The sequence below is a fragment of the Bradyrhizobium sp. Kon69 genome (assembly GCF_055807515.1).
In genome coordinates this window covers 70,032-88,278 of sequence record NZ_JBVVOS010000028.1, presented here as the reverse complement: position 1 = coordinate 88,278, position 18,247 = coordinate 70,032, and the positions used below count along the sequence as shown (strand labels likewise).

Sequence of the window (18,247 nt, the reverse complement as noted above, 5' to 3'; positions counted from 1 at the left end):
CCTCGCGATGGCGACTATCGGTAGCCGCTGTTGCCGGTTATCTTAGTCGACCGACGTGGTCTGACGGGGCCTGCTGCGAAACACCCGGACTCGACCAGAACCAGAAGGTTTTGAGGTGGTCTTGGCGGGAGTGGCGGCCTTGTTGGAAGCTGCGAGCGCCCTGTCCGCTCTCTCGATGGCGATCCGCAGGCCGATCAACGGCTCACGGCCGGTCGGACCCGATAGCACCACGCGTTGGCCGATCGCCCGAAGGGTTGGCGCGTTCAGGAAGAGAGCTTCAGCAACAAACTCGTATTCGTTGTTTCCTGCCATCTCGAGAACCACGCCCGTAAGCGGCATCGCGCGACCGCGCGTCCCTGCGAATGCACCAAGAGAGACCATCTTTCCGCTGCCCGATTGTCCCTTCAAAAACTGAACCGCGTAGCGGATCTCGACGCCGTCGGGCCGGTCGGCCCAGTCCAACGCAATGCCTTCGATCCGCGATGGGGAGGCTGGACCTGCGATCCAAGTGTTCGGACCCGCCGTCGTATCGCCAACACCTGCGACATGAGCGAGCACCTTCAGTCCGTCCCCCTTCACGGCAGAGCCGGTCCTGCCACTTTCGACCCGGCCGTGTGAAACGGCCGGTATGCGGCCGGGTTGGATCGGCTCGATGCGCACGACTGCCGCGCGGGAACCGCCTGGCCGCATCGGCAACACCTCGATTTGGAGGCGGCCGGGCGATCGAGCCCTAATGACGAAGCCCGAATTTGGCCCCCACAGTGTCGGTTCCGAGGCGTCGGGATGCAGGATGAACTCGAAATGGCCTTCATCGCCTCGTGCGGGCGCAACGATCACCTTCGGCGGAGCAGCAGGGTCCTCGGCGCTCCGGTAATTTACAAAAAATAGCCCACGGTCGAGATCAACCGTCTTTCGCTGATCAGCTTCGCTCATAAACCGCCCCTGTTGGGCCATTGCGCTTGGCAAGGTCCGAACGCTTTAACTGTATCCAACTTATCACAGGCCTCAGACCTCGCGGCCGGAAATCTTTGTTATAGTGAAAGTCACAAGGTTTGAGCCGAAGGGCGGCTGGAGATTTTGTTAGGCGATGGCACTGCGGGTGAGCTTCCCATTTGGACGCAAAGTCAATGAAAATATTGTTTGTCCACAATAATTTCCCCGCCCAGTTTCGGAATCTCGCAGTCACCCTTTCACGCGAGCCCGGTCATCAGTTGGTGGCAATTGGAGCGTCGACTTCTCGGGCGATACCTTCAGTTAAGCTTACCAAATACGCGCTTGCCGATGCAGACGTTTCGATGACGCACCCATTCGCGAGGCGCTTCGATCTCGAGTGCCGACGCGCGGAACAAGTACTTTATAGCTTGTCCAGCGTCGCGGCTTCGGGGTTTTCTCCAGATGTAATTCTTGCGCACCCTGGTTGGGGCGAAACGTTGCCGCTGCGAACCGTGTTTCCGCGCTCCAAATTGGCAGTTTATTGCGAGTTCTACTATGGCGCCAAGGATCGCGACCTCGGGTTTGATTCGGAGTTTCCTGAGCCGGGTCTGGACGGCTATGTCGGGCTGCACCTGAAGAATGCCGCGACCCTTTTGGCTTTATCCGAAGCCGATCTCGGTATCTCACCTACCTCATGGCAGCATTCGACGTTTCCCGAGCACTATCAAAGCATGATCGATATCGCTCATGAGGGGGTCGACACCGACGTAATAAAGCCCAATCCCGCGGCGCGCCTTACGCTGCCCGGCGGGCGCGAACTCACTCGCGGGGACGAAGTCATTACATTCGTGGCGCGGAACCTCGAACCGCTCCGTGGCTATCACGTGTTCATGCGGGCGCTTCCGGAGATCCTGGCGCGGCGACCAAATGCGCAAGTCCTGATCGTGGGAAGTGACGGGCTGTCATATGGGCAGTCGCCGCCTGCAGGCACGACCTGGAAATCGATCTTCCTGAACGAAGTCAAAGATCAAATCGATGCTAATCGCGTCCACTTCCTTGGTCGGGTCTCGTATCCTGTCTTTCTGAGCGCTCTGCAGGTCTCATCCGCTCACGTCTATCTAACCTACCCATTTGTGTTGTCTTGGTCGGTGCTTGAGGCGATGAGCAGCGGCTGTGTCGTAATTGGGTCCGACACCGCGCCCGTGCGAGAGGTTATCCGCCCGGGGGAGACTGGCATTCTGGTGCCGTTCTTCGCGGTTGACGAATTGGTGGCAAAGACGGTTGAGGTGCTGGCGAGCCCATCGAAATTTACTGCTATGCGCGAGGCGGCCCGTCGATACGTCGTCGATCATTTCGATGCGAACCGGATCTGCATTCCGCGCGTTCGGCAACTGCTCAGTGAAAATGCGGCGCCGACCGCGGCAGCCAGAAGCGTCTGGCCGGGCAAGGAAGTGCCAACCGAAAAGAGAAGACGCCAGAACGAGGCTGTCAACCATTCGACGAAGGCAGATGTCGCCGACAGGACCAGTCACGTCCCAAAGTCAAGCCGGACAGACCAGCGGCGCAAATCTCGTTGATCGCTTGACGGTCTAGCGCCAGCGCTGGATTGCATCACCCCCAAACCGCCGCGTGAGGTGCTGTCTTGTTGGTGGTCACCCGGTTGCGCTGAAGCATTCGGCTCGAACTCGACCGGATCGAGGAGGTCGATGGTCGCGAATCTGTGGGGCGAGCATAAAGGCTTCGATGTCGCGCACATGCCACCTGGAGCCTCATCCCTCTGCCTGCGACAAGGCGCCCCGCTTGCCGGCCCGTCCGCCAGAAGCCATCCGCGCCGCTTTGACCGCGAGCCCGCCGTCTCCTGCATTGATCGACGGCCCGCGCCGCGCCCCCGGCCTTGCGGAGAACGGTCAGGTTGGCAATCGGCGTCTGGTTCGGCGCTCGAGAAGGGCTTGCTCAGCGGCTGTGCGGGTGGCCATCTTGATCTATTGATCGCCTTCAGCAGGCACGGTGTCGCGGCCCGGTTGGCGATCTTTTCAAGGCCATCGGACCAGACGATCTTGCATAGTCCGCCTCGCCGGCGCCCCTGACACTGTTGCCATGGGTAAGGCTTGTTCGGTAAGCTCCAAAAAGTGCCCGCTCGGTTCGGATAATTGACCGGGGGCGCGTCCGGCGAGCGCGAGCAGCGCGCCAGGGTGGACAACTTCCGCTACCTGGCGCCACGGGCATGTTGAGAGGGATGAATGATGTCGAGTTCGGTCCAGTTGCTGACACGCCTTGTCTTGGTCGCGGCCTGCCTATCCAGTTTGTCTACGTCAGCGGAGGCCGCCAAAGGCCATCGCCACCCGTACGCTCCAAGTGGTTTTGTTGCTGGTGTAAGGGGCGGAAACCCGCTGTCGGTTCCTTTTTTTGGGCGCGGCTGGTATCCCGGGACAGTTCATTATTACGGCCCCCCCGACGGCTGGTGCTGCCGCGCCGCGGTGATCTCCGTCAAATACTAATGTGCGTGCTATCCCACCGATTGGCGTGCGTGGTCGCGCGCCGAAGTGTCCTTGTTTGATTTGCGCAGTCCTGGAGCGAGTTGACGCTCCCGGGGCGTGTTAACTGTGTCACGCAAAAACAAGAGATAGGCTCGACGAAGAGCCTTCCTTTTGACCTGATGGAGACCGAGCCGCTGGCTCGCACCGGGGGTTGACCCAGGAGGCCTTTATGTCCAAGAAGGGCTCAACGTTGCGCGGTATTGTCGACCTCGGAGCCTAGCGCTGGCTCGCTCATGGCCCTCCGTTCTTTGGAGAGCAGTTTTTCGGAAATGGCTAAACCTGTTGCTCTAATTACCGGCGTCACGGGTCAGGATGGCGCTTATCTCGCCGAGCATCTGTTGTCGCTCGGCTATATTGTGCATGGCATCAAACGGCGGGCGTCGTCCTTCAACACCGCGCGCGTTGATCATCTCTATCAGGATCCGCATGTCGGCGACGTGCCGTTTGTGATGCACTACGGCGACATGACTGACTCGACCAACCTGATCCGGCTGGTGCAACAGATCAGGCCGGCCGAAATTTATAATCTTGCCGCACAGAGCCATGTTGGCGTTTCCTTTGAAAGCCCCGAGTACACGGCGAATGCCGACGGCGTGGGCGTATTGCGGCTCCTGGAAGCGATCCGCATTCTTGGTATGGAGAAGGAGACCCGTTTCTACCAGGCGTCGACATCTGAGCTGTATGGTCTCGTTCAGGAGATTCCGCAGAGGGAGACGACCCCATTCTATCCGCGCTCGCCCTATGGCGTTGCCAAGCTCTACGGCTACTGGATCACGGTCAACTACCGCGAGGCCTATGGCATGTTTGCGAGCAATGGGATCCTGTTCAATCACGAGAGTCCACTGCGTGGTGAGACGTTCGTTACTCGAAAGATTACCCGAGGTGTGGCGCGTATCGAAGTGGGAATCGAGGACGTCCTGTATCTCGGCAATCTCGAGGCAAGGCGAGACTGGGGCCATGCCAAGGATTACGTCGAGGGCATGCATCTGATTCTCCAGGCGGATAAGCCCGACGACTTCGTCCTTGCCACAGGCGAGATGCATTCGGTCCGGCACATGGTCGAGCTCGCTTTTTCAGAAGTCGGCCTAAATATCGAATGGCGCGGCAAGGGGATTGACGAGGTTGGCGTCGAAACCAAGAGCGGCAAGACTGTCGTCCGCATCGATCCGACCTATTTTCGGCCCACCGAAGTCGATTTACTCGTCGGCGATGCCAGCAAGGCGCGCGAGCGGCTCGGCTGGAAGCCGAAATACACGTTCCCGCGGCTCGTGCAGGAGATGATGGCAAGCGACCTCAAGGAGGCGATGCGGGAGGCCTCAGGTGGCAAAGCCAGCGTTTGAGCTGAGAGGCAAAAGCGTTTACGTTGCCGGCCATCGCGGTATGGTTGGTAGCGCGCTCGTGCGCCGGCTCGCGCGGGAGGACGTCAGGCTCGTGACGGTCGATCGAAGCGTGGTCGACCTGTGCAATCAGTCTGCGGTGTTCCAGTGGTTCGCCGTGAACCGGCCCCAGGTCGTGTTCTTGGCCGCGGCCAAGGTGGGTGGCATTGTAGCCAACAATACCTTGCGGGCCGAGTTCATCTACGAAAATATCGCGATTGCTACCAACGTGATTCAGGCGGCCCACTTGAACGACGCCGAGAAGCTGATGTTCCTCGGCTCCTCTTGCATATATCCAAAACTTGCGGCTCAGCCCTTGCGCGAGGACGCGGTTCTGACCGGACCGCTCGAACCGACCAACGAGCCTTATGCCATCGCCAAAATCGCCGGCATCAAGATGGCGGAAGCCTATCGTAGCCAGTACGGTCGCGATTTCATCAGCGTCATGCCGACCAATCTGTATGGCCCCGGTGACAACTACGACGCGAAATACAGCCATGTCGTTGCGGCACTGATCCGCCGGTTTCACGAGGCCAAGCTGTCAGGCGCGGCAACGGTCGATGTTTGGGGAACCGGGACGCCCCGGCGCGAGTTCCTCTTCGTTGACGATATGGCAGACGCCTGCGTGCATCTTATGAAAACCTATTCGTCCGGCGAGCTTATCAATGTTGGCAGCGGAGAGGACATTACTATTGCCGAGTTTGCCCGTACTGTCGCAGCGATAGTCGGCTATCGCGGCGAGATCACGTTCGATCCGACCCGGCCGGACGGCACGCCTCGCAAGCTGCTGGATGTCAGCCGTCTTGCCGCGCTCGGTTGGTGCGCCCAGACCTCACTCGAGGACGGTATTCGGCTGGCTTATTTTGCTTATCTGGCGACTACCGCTCCGTCGTAGCCACGTTGGACACTAGCTCAGGGCGCAGGGCTCCCAGACATTCACCTACGATCGGCTGGCGGCTCTACGCGTCCATTTTCGCACGGCAGGTTCATCACCTCTGGCAATCCGCCCGGGTTAGCTGCAGACGGTCCAGTTCGTTCGGCAGGCGAAGCCGATGGTGCAGACCTCCGATCCGGCGCTGACGATCGACGACCGGTGCTGCCATTCGTCGGCTTCGTGAGTACGAACAGTGGGTCTCGGGCGTGATCTCCCTCTCCATCACGGAGCAGAATCTAAGAAAAACTCGATGCCCAATTTAAGCCATTATTAGAATATCGCCGCTAGAAAAGATGTGATTTGGCGGAGCAATGAACGTGACGACCTTTTATCTGAGCGCGATGCTCGTCGGTATGGTTCTTGGAATCCGTTTCCGGTTCGTTGTGTTATTTCCAGCCATTGCCGCTGGGTGCGTCATCGTAGCTCTGATCGCGATGGGCGCTGGTGAAAGTGTGTCAGATGCGGCACTCTCGATGATCGCGACTGCCTGTCTGCTCCAGCTTGGCTATGTCTGTACGTCACTCGTTGCGGCGCCATTTTTCAGGGGCGAGGAGCCGAGCGAGGGGCGTGAAACCAAGCCTTCCCGATTGAATGGAAGCGCCGATCCGCATCGCTCGACGTCCAGGTTCGCGGGCTGATACGCCAGTCCAGAAGGACGTGGCGGGCAACGGGTCCAGTTCCGCCCTGGGCCCCAAGCGGGCGCGGCGACACAATGAAGTCGCCGCTGCCGAGCGTCGTCGCCGCGACATTCTTGAGCAGGATCGCATCGAGCGAAATTCAGAAGATTCGATGCCGCGAAACGCGCCATCGATTGATCAGTTGCATCGCCTGCCTGCTCAAGCCCGCTTTCCGCGCCATGTTCGGCTAAGGTCGGAGAGCGGTCGAACGCGGGTGGCGTGCCGCGCGGATCTGAACTTTCGCTAGTTGACCAGTCTTGCCGAATGCCGACAAAGATAACTGAAGATCAGAGCTTTCTGCTTTTGCTCCCATTGGATCGCGCCCGGCAGCGAATGGAGGGACCGACGATTGTCGTGATCGCGATGCTCCGTAGAGACATCGGAATAGCTTTGTGAGAAGCTGCGCGTCGCTTCTTGGGGGATGGCACTCCGGATTGAATTGAAATCCAGAGAACAACGCCATGCGTCTCGGCTCAGGTACGAACAATCTTTCAGCACTGGTCAAGATCGAGAACCATGATGTCGACACACTGGTTGCTCTTCATGGGCGTCGCACTCTCCAGGGATGGTCTCAAGGGTTCTGCAATGGCGTCTGCCTCAATCTCCGTGTCGATTTTCTGCGCCGGCGCCTTTTTAGGCTATGCTCTTCGCGCCTGGCGAAACCAGCGGGACATCGAGATTTCATCCGCTCGCTCTTCGCATCGGTCCGTTCGCTCGCTACGGATCTCGACCTTCGGACATGCCCGACGGGCGTTCTAGCCTCGTTCGTTTGCGCGAAACCTTCGCAAGACTGAGCATCGGAAGGGGGTACAAAGGCATGACCGAGGCGAGGAAGGACGCTCCGCGGCGATACATCGTCAACGGAGCTGGGCAGCGCGTGCTCGTGGGCCTCACGACCTCGGAAACCATCGAATTCGAGCGGTTGGACAACCCGCAAGTCGAATTCGAGGCCGGTGCCGTGCCTGACCAGGGGCGGTTGGAGGAGCATTGCCCCGGGCGCACCGCGAGCGCGCAACGCTGGCTGGAGCTTTACGGCAAACATGAACGCGCCTGGAGCGTTTGGATTGCTGAGAGCCGGGCGCACTTGCATCCACACGTGCTCAATTAGCTGGCAAAGGCGGGATCAGCAAGGCTCCCGTCCAATCGTTTATACCGCGAGCATGCTGCTTCCCTGAATGCTCATCAAAGTGAGATTGCCAGTTGCATAGGCTCCCGTATCTATATTGACGCGATTAGCGAGGAACTCGGCGCTGCGGACCGGCGTATGACCGTGTACAATGTATTTGTCGAACTGCTCGTCGCTTCTCAGGAATTCTTCACGAATCCAGAGTAAGTCACGCTCGGTTTGCTCGGCCAACGGAACCCCTGGTCGAACTCCGGCATGAACGAAGAAAAAGTCTCCACAACTGAAGCTCAGCCGCAGATTGTCGAGGAATTCCAGATGCTCAGGCGGCATTGCGCGAATCAGGTCGCGCAGGATCGAGGCCGGTTTGTCGCGGGTCAGGTCCGGCGGCGCGAGCCCGTAGGACACCAATGTCTGGGTGCCGCCGACGGCGATCCAATCCTCGAACAATGAAGGGTCATCGAAGACCCTCACCAGAAATGCCTCGTGATTCCCTTTGAGGAAAACCGCGTTGCCCCGGCGGTTTCGTTCGATCAGGACGTCGAGGGTGGCGCGCGTATCCGGGCCGCGATCGATGTAATCGCCCATGAAGACCTCGATCGCGTAGCGCGGCCGGCTGCACGCAACGTCGGCGTCGATCACGCGCAACATGGGCTGGAGCAGATGCGCGCATCCGTGAATGTCCGAGATCGCGTAGATGCGGACTCCCTCCGGCAATTGCGGTTTGGGAACAGGCGGGCGTGGTCGGGAGAGAGATATCATGGCGCTCAATCGATCGGGTGGTCGAAAAATTTCCCCAAGTCGCCGGCACCGGAGAGCTCCCATCTAACACGAACAACGTGAAGTCGGTGGAGAGCGCCCTTGTTGTCCGGCTCGATCACGCCAAAAGAAGGGCGGCAGCTTTTGCCCACCTTGTCATACGATCGCGGTGCGAACGGTCGGCCCGTAAGAATTGCATCGCTGAAGGCGAGAGCGCGGCAAAATGCATGCCGGAACGCAATCCGCATCGCACGCCCAGATAGAAGATCATCGAAATTCTCGCAAATGACTCATCGTGCTCCGCCGAAGGATTGCATCGCCTGAAAGATGAGCGAAGAGGTGCTCGCGCGACGGCAAAGCATCGCGACGGACGCGGGACTTGATTCAAAATGGGGCAGCGCGTTCGCTCATATGTCGGCACTGTGACGACATTTTCAGCGCGTCAAGTTTCGCTTCGCATTTCAACACGGCAACATCATTCGTGCGCCGCAAAAGTTTTGCGTGCAGCGCCACAATGTCGCTGCGATCACGCAACACGTTCTGCGCGGGGAAGTGACGAGTCTTCAGCATCACGATGAGCGTCAGACACTCTCTCGATAGGTAGAGGTTCGAATGGCTGTTGCAACTTACGGTTCTGAAAACGCTCACGCGCTGTCGTCGACGCGAGGTGGCGCTCTTCAGAGGCCATTTCAGATTGTCGTCATGGCTGCTGACTTTCTGCTGATCCTGTTGAGCTATGCCGCCGGGGCTTCGCTGTACGGCGCGGCCGTCGCTTCGCCCACCGACGGCGCTCCGGTGGGAGCGGGATTATTCGTCGGCGTGGTGTTCGTTGCGGTCGCCTATTTCAGGGACGTTTATGCCACGCACCGGCTGCTCAATATCGTCTGGCAGCTTCGAAAGGCGGTGTTTATCTGGCTTACGTCACTAACGATCCTTGCCGTTGCTGCCTTCTTGCTGAAATCGACCGACAATCTGTCCCGCGGCACCGTCATCGTGTTCGCCGTGATCGGCGGACTTGGCTTGGTCAGCCTTCGCTTCGTCTGGCAGGCGGTGTTCGGTACGAGCTTTGCGAGAAGCCGGCTGGTCGATCGCAAGGTGATCCTGCTCAGCCTCAAGCCGCTCGATTTCACCTCCAGCCGCTTCAAGGACCTGCGGAGAAACGGCTTCGACGTCATGCGCCATTTCGTGCTTGGCGACGAGCGGGATGACGGCCATTGGGAGCGGCAGATTCGCGATGTGATCCGTCAGTCGCGCTCGGCCGACGTCGATGAATACCTGCTTGCGATCGACTGGGACGAATTGCCGATGCTCCGCAAGCTCGGGCCCTATCTGCGCGCAGTCCCGCAGCCGATACGCCTGCTGCCGGACGATCCGATCGCCGACCTGGTGGCTCGTCCCTTCCTGCCGGTTAGTGGAACCGTAGCGGTCGAAATCCAGCGGCCGCCGCTCACCATTCTCGAGCGGTTGCAGAAGCGCTGTCTCGATGTCGGCGTGGCTCTGTTCGCGCTCGTGATCCTGACGCCGCTGCTGCTCACCGTTGCCGTGCTGATCAAGCTTGATTCCCCGGGGGCGGTCATATTTCGCCAGTCGCGCCGCGGCTTCAATGGCAGGCCGTTCGAGATCTGGAAGTTCCGCAGCATGACCGTTTGCGAGAACGGCGAGGCGATTGCCCAGGCGACCAAGCAGGATGCCCGCGTCACCAAGATCGGGCGCTTCCTCCGTATGACGAGCATCGACGAATTGCCGCAGCTCTGGAACGTGATGCGCGGGGACATGTCGCTGGTCGGGCCGCGTCCGCACGCACTTGCTCATGACAATTACTACGACGAGCTCATCAGCAAGTACGTTTACCGCCACCACATGAAGCCGGGCCTGACGGGCTGGGCCCAGGTGAACGGCTTCAGGGGGGAAACGCCGACGATCGATCTGATGGAGAAACGGGTCGAGTATGATGTCTGGTACGTCAGCAACTGGAGCATCTGGCTCGACCTGAAGATCATGGTCCGGACAGCGTCCGCCGTGATGTTCCAGGAAGCCTACTAGCCGCTCAGCCCTTCACTGCCGGAACCGGATCGAAGAATCAGGTTCCGTCTCTCGACGACCTGCTGAAGAGCCGCATGATCGCATCGCGCAAGGCGAGCAATGGCGGCACCAGCACGAAGAAAGCCCCCATCGCAACGGAAACGATGACATAGCGGGCCGAGAAGGGTTCGTCCTGCTCGATTTCCCGCTGGCTCCGGTCGATGGGCTCGGGCGAGAGCGTCGTCGCCATCGCCTGCGGGCGCGGTTTGCGCGGGGGAACAACGATCAACACAAACAGGATGTTGAGCATAACCCAAATCATCAGAATTGTCAGGACAATCAGCATTCCGAGCCCACCGGCAAAGAACTAAAAATATAGGCTAAGACTAGCCTCACGGAACCCAGAAAGAAAGATGCTAAAAAGTTTCGGCATTTTGACGCATCGAGGACCCGGATTGCCTCGTCTTGCCGATGAAGGGTTGCCAATTGGCGCATTGTCCTAACCATCGTTGTCTCGCCAATCCTTGCTTTTGGCTATGCCAACAACCGTAGTTTGTGGATTCCGGACGAATACGGGGGCCTCAGCTGTCGCGGTGGGCTCGGCGCAATCGTCGGTCTCGTGCGCCTAGAGCGTTTCACATTTTGACTGAACCATAACCAGCGTTAGCGAAAAAGTTTGCGCATTCGCGCGGCTGGATGTCTTGGACGAGGTGACCGATGTGGCGCCAAGTCTCCTCGATGGTGCGCTTCTGAGCCTGCCGCATCCAGTGTTTGATCTTGGCGAAAGCCTGTTCGATCGGATTGAGGTCGGGTGAGTATGGCGGCAGGTACCAGAGCCTGGCGCCAGCAGCCTTGATGATCTGCCTGACAGCTTTCGACTTGTGGCTACCGAGATTGTCGAGAATGACGATGTCGCCATCGCGCAGGGTTGGCAGGAGAAGGTGCTCGACATAGGCGCGGAAACATTCGCCGTTGATCGGCCCGTCAAAGACGCAAGGGGCCGTGAGTTGGTCATGGCGGAGCGCGCCGAGGAACGTGAGGGTGCGCCAGTGACCGTGCGGCGCGAAGCCGCGCAGGCGGGCGCCTTTGGGCCCCCAGCCCCGCAAAGGGGCCATGTTGGTCTTGATCCAGGTCTCATCGATAAAGACGAGCCGGCCCGGGTCGAGCCCGGCCTGCCAGGATCGCCAGCGCCGGCGCCTACGAGAGACGTCGGCGCGAGCCTGTTCGAGGGCGAACAGTGTTTTTTTTGAACCGAAGCCCTTCCCGGCGCAGGAACAGCCAGACCGCATTGTGGGAGACCTTGACCCCGCAGGCTGCCAGTTCCGCTTTCAAAGCATGTAGCGTCAGGTGCGGCGTCTGAGTAATCCGCTCGACAATGAAGGCGCGGTGCGGATCAAGCACAGGCTTGCGGTGACCGCCCATCTTGCCGGGCGCAACCGAGCCGGTCGCCCGCTGCCGCTGTGACCACTTCACAACCGACGAGACCGCAACACCAAACCTTTCCGCCACAGACCGGCAGCTCTCGCCCGCCAAAACAGACGCCACCACACGCTCGCGAAGATCCAGGGAAAGAGGTCGGGTCATCCGATGCTGGCCTCCAATCCAGTCAGCATCTTGAATCACAAACCGCCAAAAACCGGAATCCCCTCCGATTCAATTAAGCAATGGAACGCTCTAGGAGCCCTCGATCGCCTTCAAGCGACAGTTCCACGAAACGCAAAAAGGCCCGCTGCCAAATGGCCGCGGGCCCGAGGTCGTTCCAGTTCGGCGCGACGTCGCGCCTCCTAAAAAGGCGATGCGATCAGGATGAATCGTCATCGCGCTTTGGGTCGTGGTCTAAGCAAGATCTTTTCGGATAGCCGCCGTGCACTTTTCCGAACCATGCTTTAGGCATGCTCGACGTAGTAACTGTTGTGGTGCTTGCCCTTGTAAGCCTCGATGCGCTTGAGCATCTTCGGGTTGGCGCGGTTGAGCACGGCGCCGAGCAATTTCTTCTGCAGGACTTCCGATCCCGAAATCGATTCCTGAAGAGCGCTTCGTGTCGTCTGCCCCCATTCGATCACGTAGACCATGGCGTCGATCAGGAAGCTGACGGCCTTTGCATCCGCCACCGGCATCACCGGCGCCAGGTCGATCACGATGTACTCATAGTGCTCTTTCAGCACCTTGAGCAGCTCGGCCATCGCCTTCGATCCAATGACGTCGGCCGAATTGACCATGCGGGAGGCCACCACGGACGGCAGGAAATCAAGCCCCGTCTCCTTGCTTCGCTGCACGTGGTAGCCCAGGCTGGCCGGATCGTTGAGCGCCTCGACCAGTCCGGTCGTGGCGTTCGGCGCGAGCTCGCGCGTGAGTGAGCGCGTGTGCAGGTCGCCGTCGATCAGGACCGTGCGATGTCCGGTGAGCGCGACCAACTGGGCGAAGTTGGCCGCCACCGTCGTTTTTCCCTCCTTGGGGAGAGACGATACGATGCCGATCACCTTGATCTCGCGGGTCAGGCGCGCAACGTCGATCGACACCTTGATGTTGCGCAACGTCTCGGCAAACCGCGAGAATGGATGATCGACGACGTAGCGGGACAGGTTGGGTGGACCGGTCTTCGCGGACGTCGACAACAACGCGCCGGTCTTGGTCGGTGGACGAATGTCGGGCAGGACGCCGAGGCACTTCACGCCGAGCTCATCCTCGACCTCTCCGGGCGTCCGCAAGACATCGCTCAGCATTTCACGCCCGAATGCGACGCCGAAGCCGAGGCAGAGGCCGCCCACCAGGCCGCCAACCAGCGCCAGAACCGTACGCGGCGAGCTCTTGCGATCCGGCCTGTTGGCAGTGCTGATGAGTCGCGACTCGCTGAGCGGAAAGCTCTGATTCTGCGTCGCGCTTTGCAGCTTCTCGAGGAAATTGTTGTAGAGATTGCGATAGGTGTCGGCCGCGCTTTCGAGGTCGCGCAACTGGACCTCGGCCTGGCCGGTGTGGCCGGCCTGGGCGACGAGATCCTTCACGCTATTGTCGAGAGAAGCCTCCCGGCTCTTGGCGATCTCGTAGTCGCTACGATAAGCGTCTCCGATCCGATGCAGTTCGTCCGCCATGTTCTTGCGGATTTCCTCCATCTTATTGGCCACATTGACGGCGGCAAGATGGGCCTTGCCATAACGCTTGGACCAATCGGCATACTGAGCTGCGAGATCGAGGTATTGCGCGCGCAGGCGGGTGATGACCGAATTGTTGAGAGCGTCGGTCACGGTGGATTGTGCGACATCCTGGTCCGAAATCGTGTTGATCCGGTCGAGTTTGGCCTTGGCTTCGGCCGTCGCCGCGCGCGCCTGAACCAGCTGCGTATTGAGGTCAGACAATTGCTGTTCGGACATCAGGCCGCGGCTGGTTCCGACGATGTTGTGCTCGGCCTTGAAGGTCTGCACGGCACGGTCGCTGGTGGTTGCCTGCTCACTCAGCTCGATGCTGCGCTGCTGAAGCCATTCGGTTGCCCGCTTGGTGGACTGATATTTGGCTTCCAGCGCGCCGACCAGATAGGCATTGGCAATGGTGTTGACGATCTTGGCGGCCTTGTCGGGGCTGCGGGAGCGATAGTTTAGCGACAAGACATAGGTCGTCAGGACGCGCTCGGTTCTCAGGTTCCTCTGGACCGCCTCGACCACGGCATGTTCGAGCTGCTCCTGCGACCCCGGTTCGCCGGAACTGAACAGCGACATGACCTTGCCCAGGACAATGGACAGAAGGCCCGGTTTGGAGCCGTTGAACTCCGGATCCTCAGTCAACTTCAGGCGACGGACGACCGAAAGGATCAGGTCGTCCGAATTGATCACCTCGACCTGGCTGTCGACGTAGCCTGTGTCGATCAGGGCGCTGTTGGCGTTGCTGTCCTTGTCCAGCACCTGGGCCTGGCGCGTATCCATCATGATGCGGGCATTCGCCGTGTACATGGGTTGCGCCGTGACCAGATAGACGATCACCAGGGCCAGCGAAGCACCAGTACAGGCTGCGATGATCGGCCATTGCCGGCGCAGGACGTCGGTCACGCGCTCGAAGCTGAGGACGGCCCCGCCGAATTCGATGCCGAATCGGTGTCCCGACTGGAAATGTTCTCTAGGCTGATACATTTGCTAATTCGCTGCCTTTTGACGATCGCTGATCAATTCGGAAGGGGGACGGGCTTGAACGGGTTGGCCAGCTTGGTCTTCCACTCGCCTTCGAGCAGCGCCCCGCCTCGAGGCGGTTGCGCCGGGCCCTTGTCTTGCGATTGCGCCTGGGCGCCGGAGGCGTCGTCTCCCGCGGCGGCATAGCCTGCCTGCACGCTGAGATCGCCGATCCGCTGCACGAAATCTCTGATCTTGCGTGCGGCGTCCGGCTTCTTCGACGTGCATCGCCCTTCGGCAATCCTCAGCGCGGCGCCGATGGACGAGCGATCGGTTGAAGCCGAAGTGGAGATGAGCGTCTGAACGGACGGCAACACCGACGGGCTTGTGGCGATATAGTTGGAGAGCCGATATCTCAGCTTCTCCTTGTCATTGCGCAGCCGCTCCAGGAGCGAGGAGGGCGATTTTACGAATGTGTCGAGTTCGAGCTGTGAGGCACGATCGGAAAATTCGACGCACTGGGCGCGGCAAGCATCGATACTCCCGACCATCAAGGCTGAACCTGCCAAGATGATTGGTAGCCATCGCGATCTCGCAAGACAACGTGTTAGTCCGCAACCCATCCGTGTCCCTTCCTCCCTGTTGCAATAGGAGAACACGCGAAACCTGACAGCTAACTGTGTCAATTTTTGTGCGACGCAAAAGCTGAGTGCATGTGCTCTAAGACAACGCGTGCATTGCCTTTTCCCGATCGGTTGCAAAATGGAGATATGCAATGCCTGCGAGATCGGCATGCCTCCGCCTAGGAATGTTGCAGACTGATTTGAGGCGTTGCATGTCGAAGTGCCTCGGGCATGCGTCGCAAAACCGACACAAGTCGTTACGCGAGTCATTGTTCCCGGCTGCGAAAAATTATCAGGCGATATGCGGGGCAGCGTGCATGCGAAAGGATCAAAACTCTTTGTGGTCGCGTTGATCGCAGCAGCGTCGAATTTCGCGCACACTTTGCACGTAAATACTCGCAATCATCACGTCCGAAGTGACTTGCGCGCCGGCGCAGGTCGATCTCACGTAAAAAGTGGCGTGAACTTGGCGATCGCATGTCCGAATGATCTGCGAGCCTTGAAATTATCGTCGACCCTCATGCGTCGAATGCGAGCCCGCGATCGCAGAGATTGAACACGCGCAAGACCTGATACACACTGCTGCGGTGCAATAGCTGGGAATGTTGATGTGACGGAGATGGTTCATCGTGAGAAGGCGCATGTCCTGCCGCTCGACAGCATTCGGGGGATCGCCGCGACGTCGGTGGTGATTCACCATCTCCTGCTGATGCCGACCTTCCTCGCGGCGTTCCCGCACAATGCGTGGATCAACTGCTCGTTCTTCAGAAGCTCGTGGCTACTGGTCGATCTGTTCTTCGTTCTCAGCGGGATCGTCATGTCGCTCAGCTACGTCGAGGGCGATTTCGGGCGCTTCTCGCTGCGCGAGTTCATGGTGCGGCGCCTGGCGCGGGTCTATCCGCTGCACATCGTCATGCTGATCGCAAATCTTCTGTTTCGACTTCTGCGGATCGGTTTGGTCATGGCCGGCGTCGTGGTGGCCGCGCCGGCGGCGTTCGAAGTGAACAATGCCTATTCCTTCGGTCTCAACGTCCTGCTGCTGCACTCGATGGGGTTCATCGACTATCTCAGCTGGAATGCGCCAAGCTGGAGCATCAGCGTCGAATTCTATACTTATCTGGTGTTTGGCCTGATCGTGCTGCTTGCCCAGCGCATGCGGTCCCTGCTCTGGTTCTACGTTCTCTGCGGGGCGCTTGCGATCTGCAGTCTGGTCGTCATCATCTTCGTACTGGACAAGAGGAGCCTCGGGCTTCAGACCGATTTCGGCATCCTGCGCTGCTTCGTGAGCTTCTTCCTGGGTGTGCTGACGGTGAGGTTCGTCGACCGCCTGCCGGCCAAGCCGGGTCCTGCCGTGCAGGGCGCGCTGCAATTCGCCGCCATGATCGCCAGCATCGTGCTGGTGTCCCTGTCGGAGACCAATCCTGCGGCAACGTTCCTTGCGCCGGTGACGTTCGCGATCTTCCTCGGCAGCTTGCTGGCCTTTCCGGACGCGCTGCTGGTGCCGCGGATGCTGGTGGTCAAGCCGCTGGTCTGGCTCGGAAAACGGTCCTACTCGATCTACATGGTGCACGCGCTCGTGGTGCTGCTTGCCGAATATTTCGTGCGGGCCGTCGGGGCAGGGCGTATAGCCGCGCTGGATTCGGTCTGGGCGGGCCTGCCGGCGACGTTGAACCTCGTGGTCTCGCTGGCCGCCGTGCTGGCGGTCTCGCACTTCACTTATCTCTACGTCGAAATCCCCGGCGGCAAGCTCATGCGAAATGCGCTCGGAAGCCGTCGGGATTTTGCGCGATCTCCCGCGCAATCGGCGCGGCTGACGAACTGAGCCCGATATGACGATCCTCGCGCTGCATCGGCCGAAAATCACGTTGATCAGCCTCAACATCGAGGCAGTCGCGCTCGGGGCCTATCTGGTCCGCGACGCCTTCGGCGGCGTGATTCGCTATTACACCAGCATCTATCACATGAACGCGCTCTGGTATGTGCCCGACGCCATTGCGCTTCTGTGCCTCATCCAGTTCTTCGTCCATTGCATCTTGCGCAATCGCAGTACCCTGGCGCTCCTGGTCTTGGTGCAGATCATGCTGTCGCTCGTGCTCGGCTATTTCATGCTGGGTACGGTCAACGCAGCAATCTCATCGTTTAAGATGATGCTGCCGGTGTTCGTCGGATTCTGCTTTTGCGATTCGAGCCTCGGCTCGTACAAGAAACTGCTGTCGGTCATCGCCTTGACGTTCTATCTTTCCGTCATCGGAGTGTTGCTGACCAAATTCTATCTCATGCCCTGGGTCGGGTATAAATACGAGTCCTTCGGCGCGGTTCGGGAGGCGGGCCGGCTGTGGTGGGCCTATGGCGGGGACGACCAGCGCCTGATGGGTTTTGCGGCCGACAACACCATGGCCGCCTTCTTCATCCTGGTGTCGTTCGCGATCACGTCTATTCGCATGAGCACCACCTGGTGCCTCCTATTCGGTTCCATTGCGATCTATACCATCAAGCTGACCACGAGCAAGACGACCATGATCGTCCTCGTACTCTATCTGCTTCTGCTCGTGTTCGTGCGGATGCTACCGGAGAGGTCGCGCTTTCCCGCGATCCGGACCATCGCGCTGTGGTCGTATGCCTCGATCTTCGTGCCGTTCTTCATGATCGTGGTTGCTTCCGGGACCGCCGCGGTGCCGCATTCGACCCTTTTCAGCATCCTCGATCGCATCAATAACAGCTGGCAAAAGCCGTTCATCTACATGACGCAGCTCATGCCGATCGGCCTGGTGACCGGCTGCGGTGCAGGCTGCTTCAACTATCCGCAGCAGCTGTTCTCGCCGCTCGCGGCGTTTTGGGTGCCCGTCGACAATTTCTATATCGGGACCTACCTGATGTTCGGTCTGCCGTTCGTCGCGTTCATGGTGATGGTGTTCAGGGCGACCTTCGGCGCGACCGACGTGTACAAGCTGACGCTGATCTTCGTCGTCAATTTGTTCACGATCACGGTGTTGAACTACGGCCCGGCATCCGGCCTCCTGATCATCGCATTGAGCTTCAGCGAGGTGTTTTCGCGCCGCGCTGCCTCCACGCGGGCCGGCGATGCCATACCAATCGTAGTGCGGCCGCCGATGCCGTCATTGGAAGGCTTCCGTCCGGATATGCCGGCGGCAAGCGGAAGCAGGTGAGA

At 59.6% G+C, this 18,247-nt stretch carries 16 protein-coding genes; 8 read left to right on the top strand and 8 right to left on the bottom strand.

Features of this window, described 5'->3' with window-relative positions; translation table 11 throughout:
* Window positions 1-42: 42 nt before the first annotated feature.
* Window positions 43-933 carry a hypothetical protein gene (locus AC0L3U_RS30760; RefSeq protein WP_007606762.1) on the bottom strand — a complete coding sequence of 297 codons (891 nt, stop codon included), beginning with the start codon at window positions 931-933 and terminating at the stop codon, window positions 43-45.
* 194 nt (window positions 934-1,127) lie between these two features.
* Here AC0L3U_RS30760 and AC0L3U_RS30755 point away from each other — a divergent pair, with 194 nt between their 5' ends.
* The 5 genes from AC0L3U_RS30755 (at window position 1,128) to AC0L3U_RS30735 (ending at window position 7,565) form a co-directional block, all read left to right on the top strand.
* Window positions 1,128-2,510 carry a glycosyltransferase gene (locus tag AC0L3U_RS30755; protein WP_456765712.1) on the top strand — a complete coding sequence of 461 codons (1,383 nt, stop codon included), beginning with the start codon at window positions 1,128-1,130 and terminating at the stop codon, window positions 2,508-2,510.
* 1,229 nt (window positions 2,511-3,739) lie between these two features.
* Window positions 3,740-4,810: a GDP-mannose 4,6-dehydratase gene (gmd, locus tag AC0L3U_RS30750; protein ID WP_007606768.1), complete on the top strand. Its 1,071-nt coding sequence runs from the start codon at window positions 3,740-3,742 to the stop codon at window positions 4,808-4,810.
* The gene (locus tag AC0L3U_RS30745) at window positions 4,791-5,741 is read left to right on the top strand and encodes a GDP-L-fucose synthase family protein (protein WP_007606770.1); all 951 of its coding nucleotides are present in this window, start codon (window positions 4,791-4,793) and stop codon (window positions 5,739-5,741) included. Before gmd ends, AC0L3U_RS30745 begins: the two co-directional genes overlap by 20 nt.
* Before the next feature lie 350 nt (window positions 5,742-6,091).
* On the top strand, window positions 6,092-6,418 hold the full coding sequence (locus AC0L3U_RS30740; protein ID WP_007606772.1) for a hypothetical protein: 327 nt from the start codon (window positions 6,092-6,094) through the stop codon (window positions 6,416-6,418).
* Window positions 6,419-7,274: 856 nt separating this feature from the next.
* Window positions 7,275-7,565, top strand: coding sequence for a hypothetical protein (locus AC0L3U_RS30735; RefSeq protein WP_007606774.1), 291 nt, complete (start codon window positions 7,275-7,277; stop codon window positions 7,563-7,565).
* A gap of 39 nt (window positions 7,566-7,604) precedes the next feature.
* Here AC0L3U_RS30735 and AC0L3U_RS30730 read toward each other — a convergent pair whose 3' ends face one another.
* From AC0L3U_RS30730 to AC0L3U_RS30720, 3 genes are all read right to left on the bottom strand, one after another.
* The gene (locus tag AC0L3U_RS30730; protein WP_473294075.1) at window positions 7,605-8,342 is read right to left on the bottom strand and encodes a metallophosphoesterase family protein; all 738 of its coding nucleotides are present in this window, start codon (window positions 8,340-8,342) and stop codon (window positions 7,605-7,607) included.
* A gap of 115 nt (window positions 8,343-8,457) precedes the next feature.
* Window positions 8,458-8,610: a hypothetical protein gene (locus AC0L3U_RS30725; protein ID WP_473294076.1), complete on the bottom strand. Its 153-nt coding sequence runs from the start codon at window positions 8,608-8,610 to the stop codon at window positions 8,458-8,460.
* Between the two features lie 113 nt (window positions 8,611-8,723).
* The gene (locus AC0L3U_RS30720; RefSeq protein ID WP_157234064.1) at window positions 8,724-8,912 is read right to left on the bottom strand and encodes a hypothetical protein; all 189 of its coding nucleotides are present in this window, start codon (window positions 8,910-8,912) and stop codon (window positions 8,724-8,726) included.
* Window positions 8,913-8,951: 39 nt separating this feature from the next.
* On the opposite strand from AC0L3U_RS30720, the gene AC0L3U_RS30715 reads away from it, so the two are divergent.
* The gene (locus AC0L3U_RS30715) at window positions 8,952-10,382 is read left to right on the top strand and encodes an undecaprenyl-phosphate glucose phosphotransferase (RefSeq protein WP_007606776.1); all 1,431 of its coding nucleotides are present in this window, start codon (window positions 8,952-8,954) and stop codon (window positions 10,380-10,382) included.
* A gap of 37 nt (window positions 10,383-10,419) precedes the next feature.
* Here AC0L3U_RS30715 and AC0L3U_RS30710 read toward each other — a convergent pair whose 3' ends face one another.
* From AC0L3U_RS30710 to AC0L3U_RS30695, 4 genes are all read right to left on the bottom strand, one after another.
* Window positions 10,420-10,707, bottom strand: a complete 288-nt coding sequence (locus AC0L3U_RS30710) for a hypothetical protein (protein WP_007606777.1) — start codon at window positions 10,705-10,707, stop codon at window positions 10,420-10,422.
* Between the two features lie 289 nt (window positions 10,708-10,996).
* Window positions 10,997-11,945, bottom strand: a protein-coding gene (locus AC0L3U_RS30705; protein WP_088930964.1) for an IS630 family transposase whose coding sequence is annotated in 2 segments (ribosomal slippage) — window positions 10,997-11,608 and window positions 11,610-11,945 — 948 coding nt in all. Because the reading frame shifts where the segments join, the coding sequence is not laid out codon by codon here.
* A 302-nt stretch (window positions 11,946-12,247) separates the two neighbouring features.
* Window positions 12,248-14,479 (bottom strand): Wzz/FepE/Etk N-terminal domain-containing protein, encoded by a 2,232-nt coding sequence (locus AC0L3U_RS30700; RefSeq protein ID WP_473364285.1) that lies wholly within the window; start codon window positions 14,477-14,479, stop codon window positions 12,248-12,250.
* A gap of 32 nt (window positions 14,480-14,511) precedes the next feature.
* Window positions 14,512-15,249, bottom strand: a complete 738-nt coding sequence (locus AC0L3U_RS30695; RefSeq protein ID WP_231171083.1) for a hypothetical protein — start codon at window positions 15,247-15,249, stop codon at window positions 14,512-14,514.
* 448 nt (window positions 15,250-15,697) lie between these two features.
* On the opposite strand from AC0L3U_RS30695, the gene AC0L3U_RS30690 reads away from it, so the two are divergent.
* Both AC0L3U_RS30690 and AC0L3U_RS30685 read left to right on the top strand, forming a co-directional pair.
* Window positions 15,698-16,900 (top strand): acyltransferase family protein, encoded by a 1,203-nt coding sequence (locus AC0L3U_RS30690; protein WP_456769695.1) that lies wholly within the window; start codon window positions 15,698-15,700, stop codon window positions 16,898-16,900.
* Between the two features lie 7 nt (window positions 16,901-16,907).
* Window positions 16,908-18,245 carry a hypothetical protein gene (locus AC0L3U_RS30685; RefSeq protein ID WP_007606786.1) on the top strand — a complete coding sequence of 446 codons (1,338 nt, stop codon included), beginning with the start codon at window positions 16,908-16,910 and terminating at the stop codon, window positions 18,243-18,245.
* The last annotated feature ends 2 nt before the right edge of the window (window positions 18,246-18,247 follow it).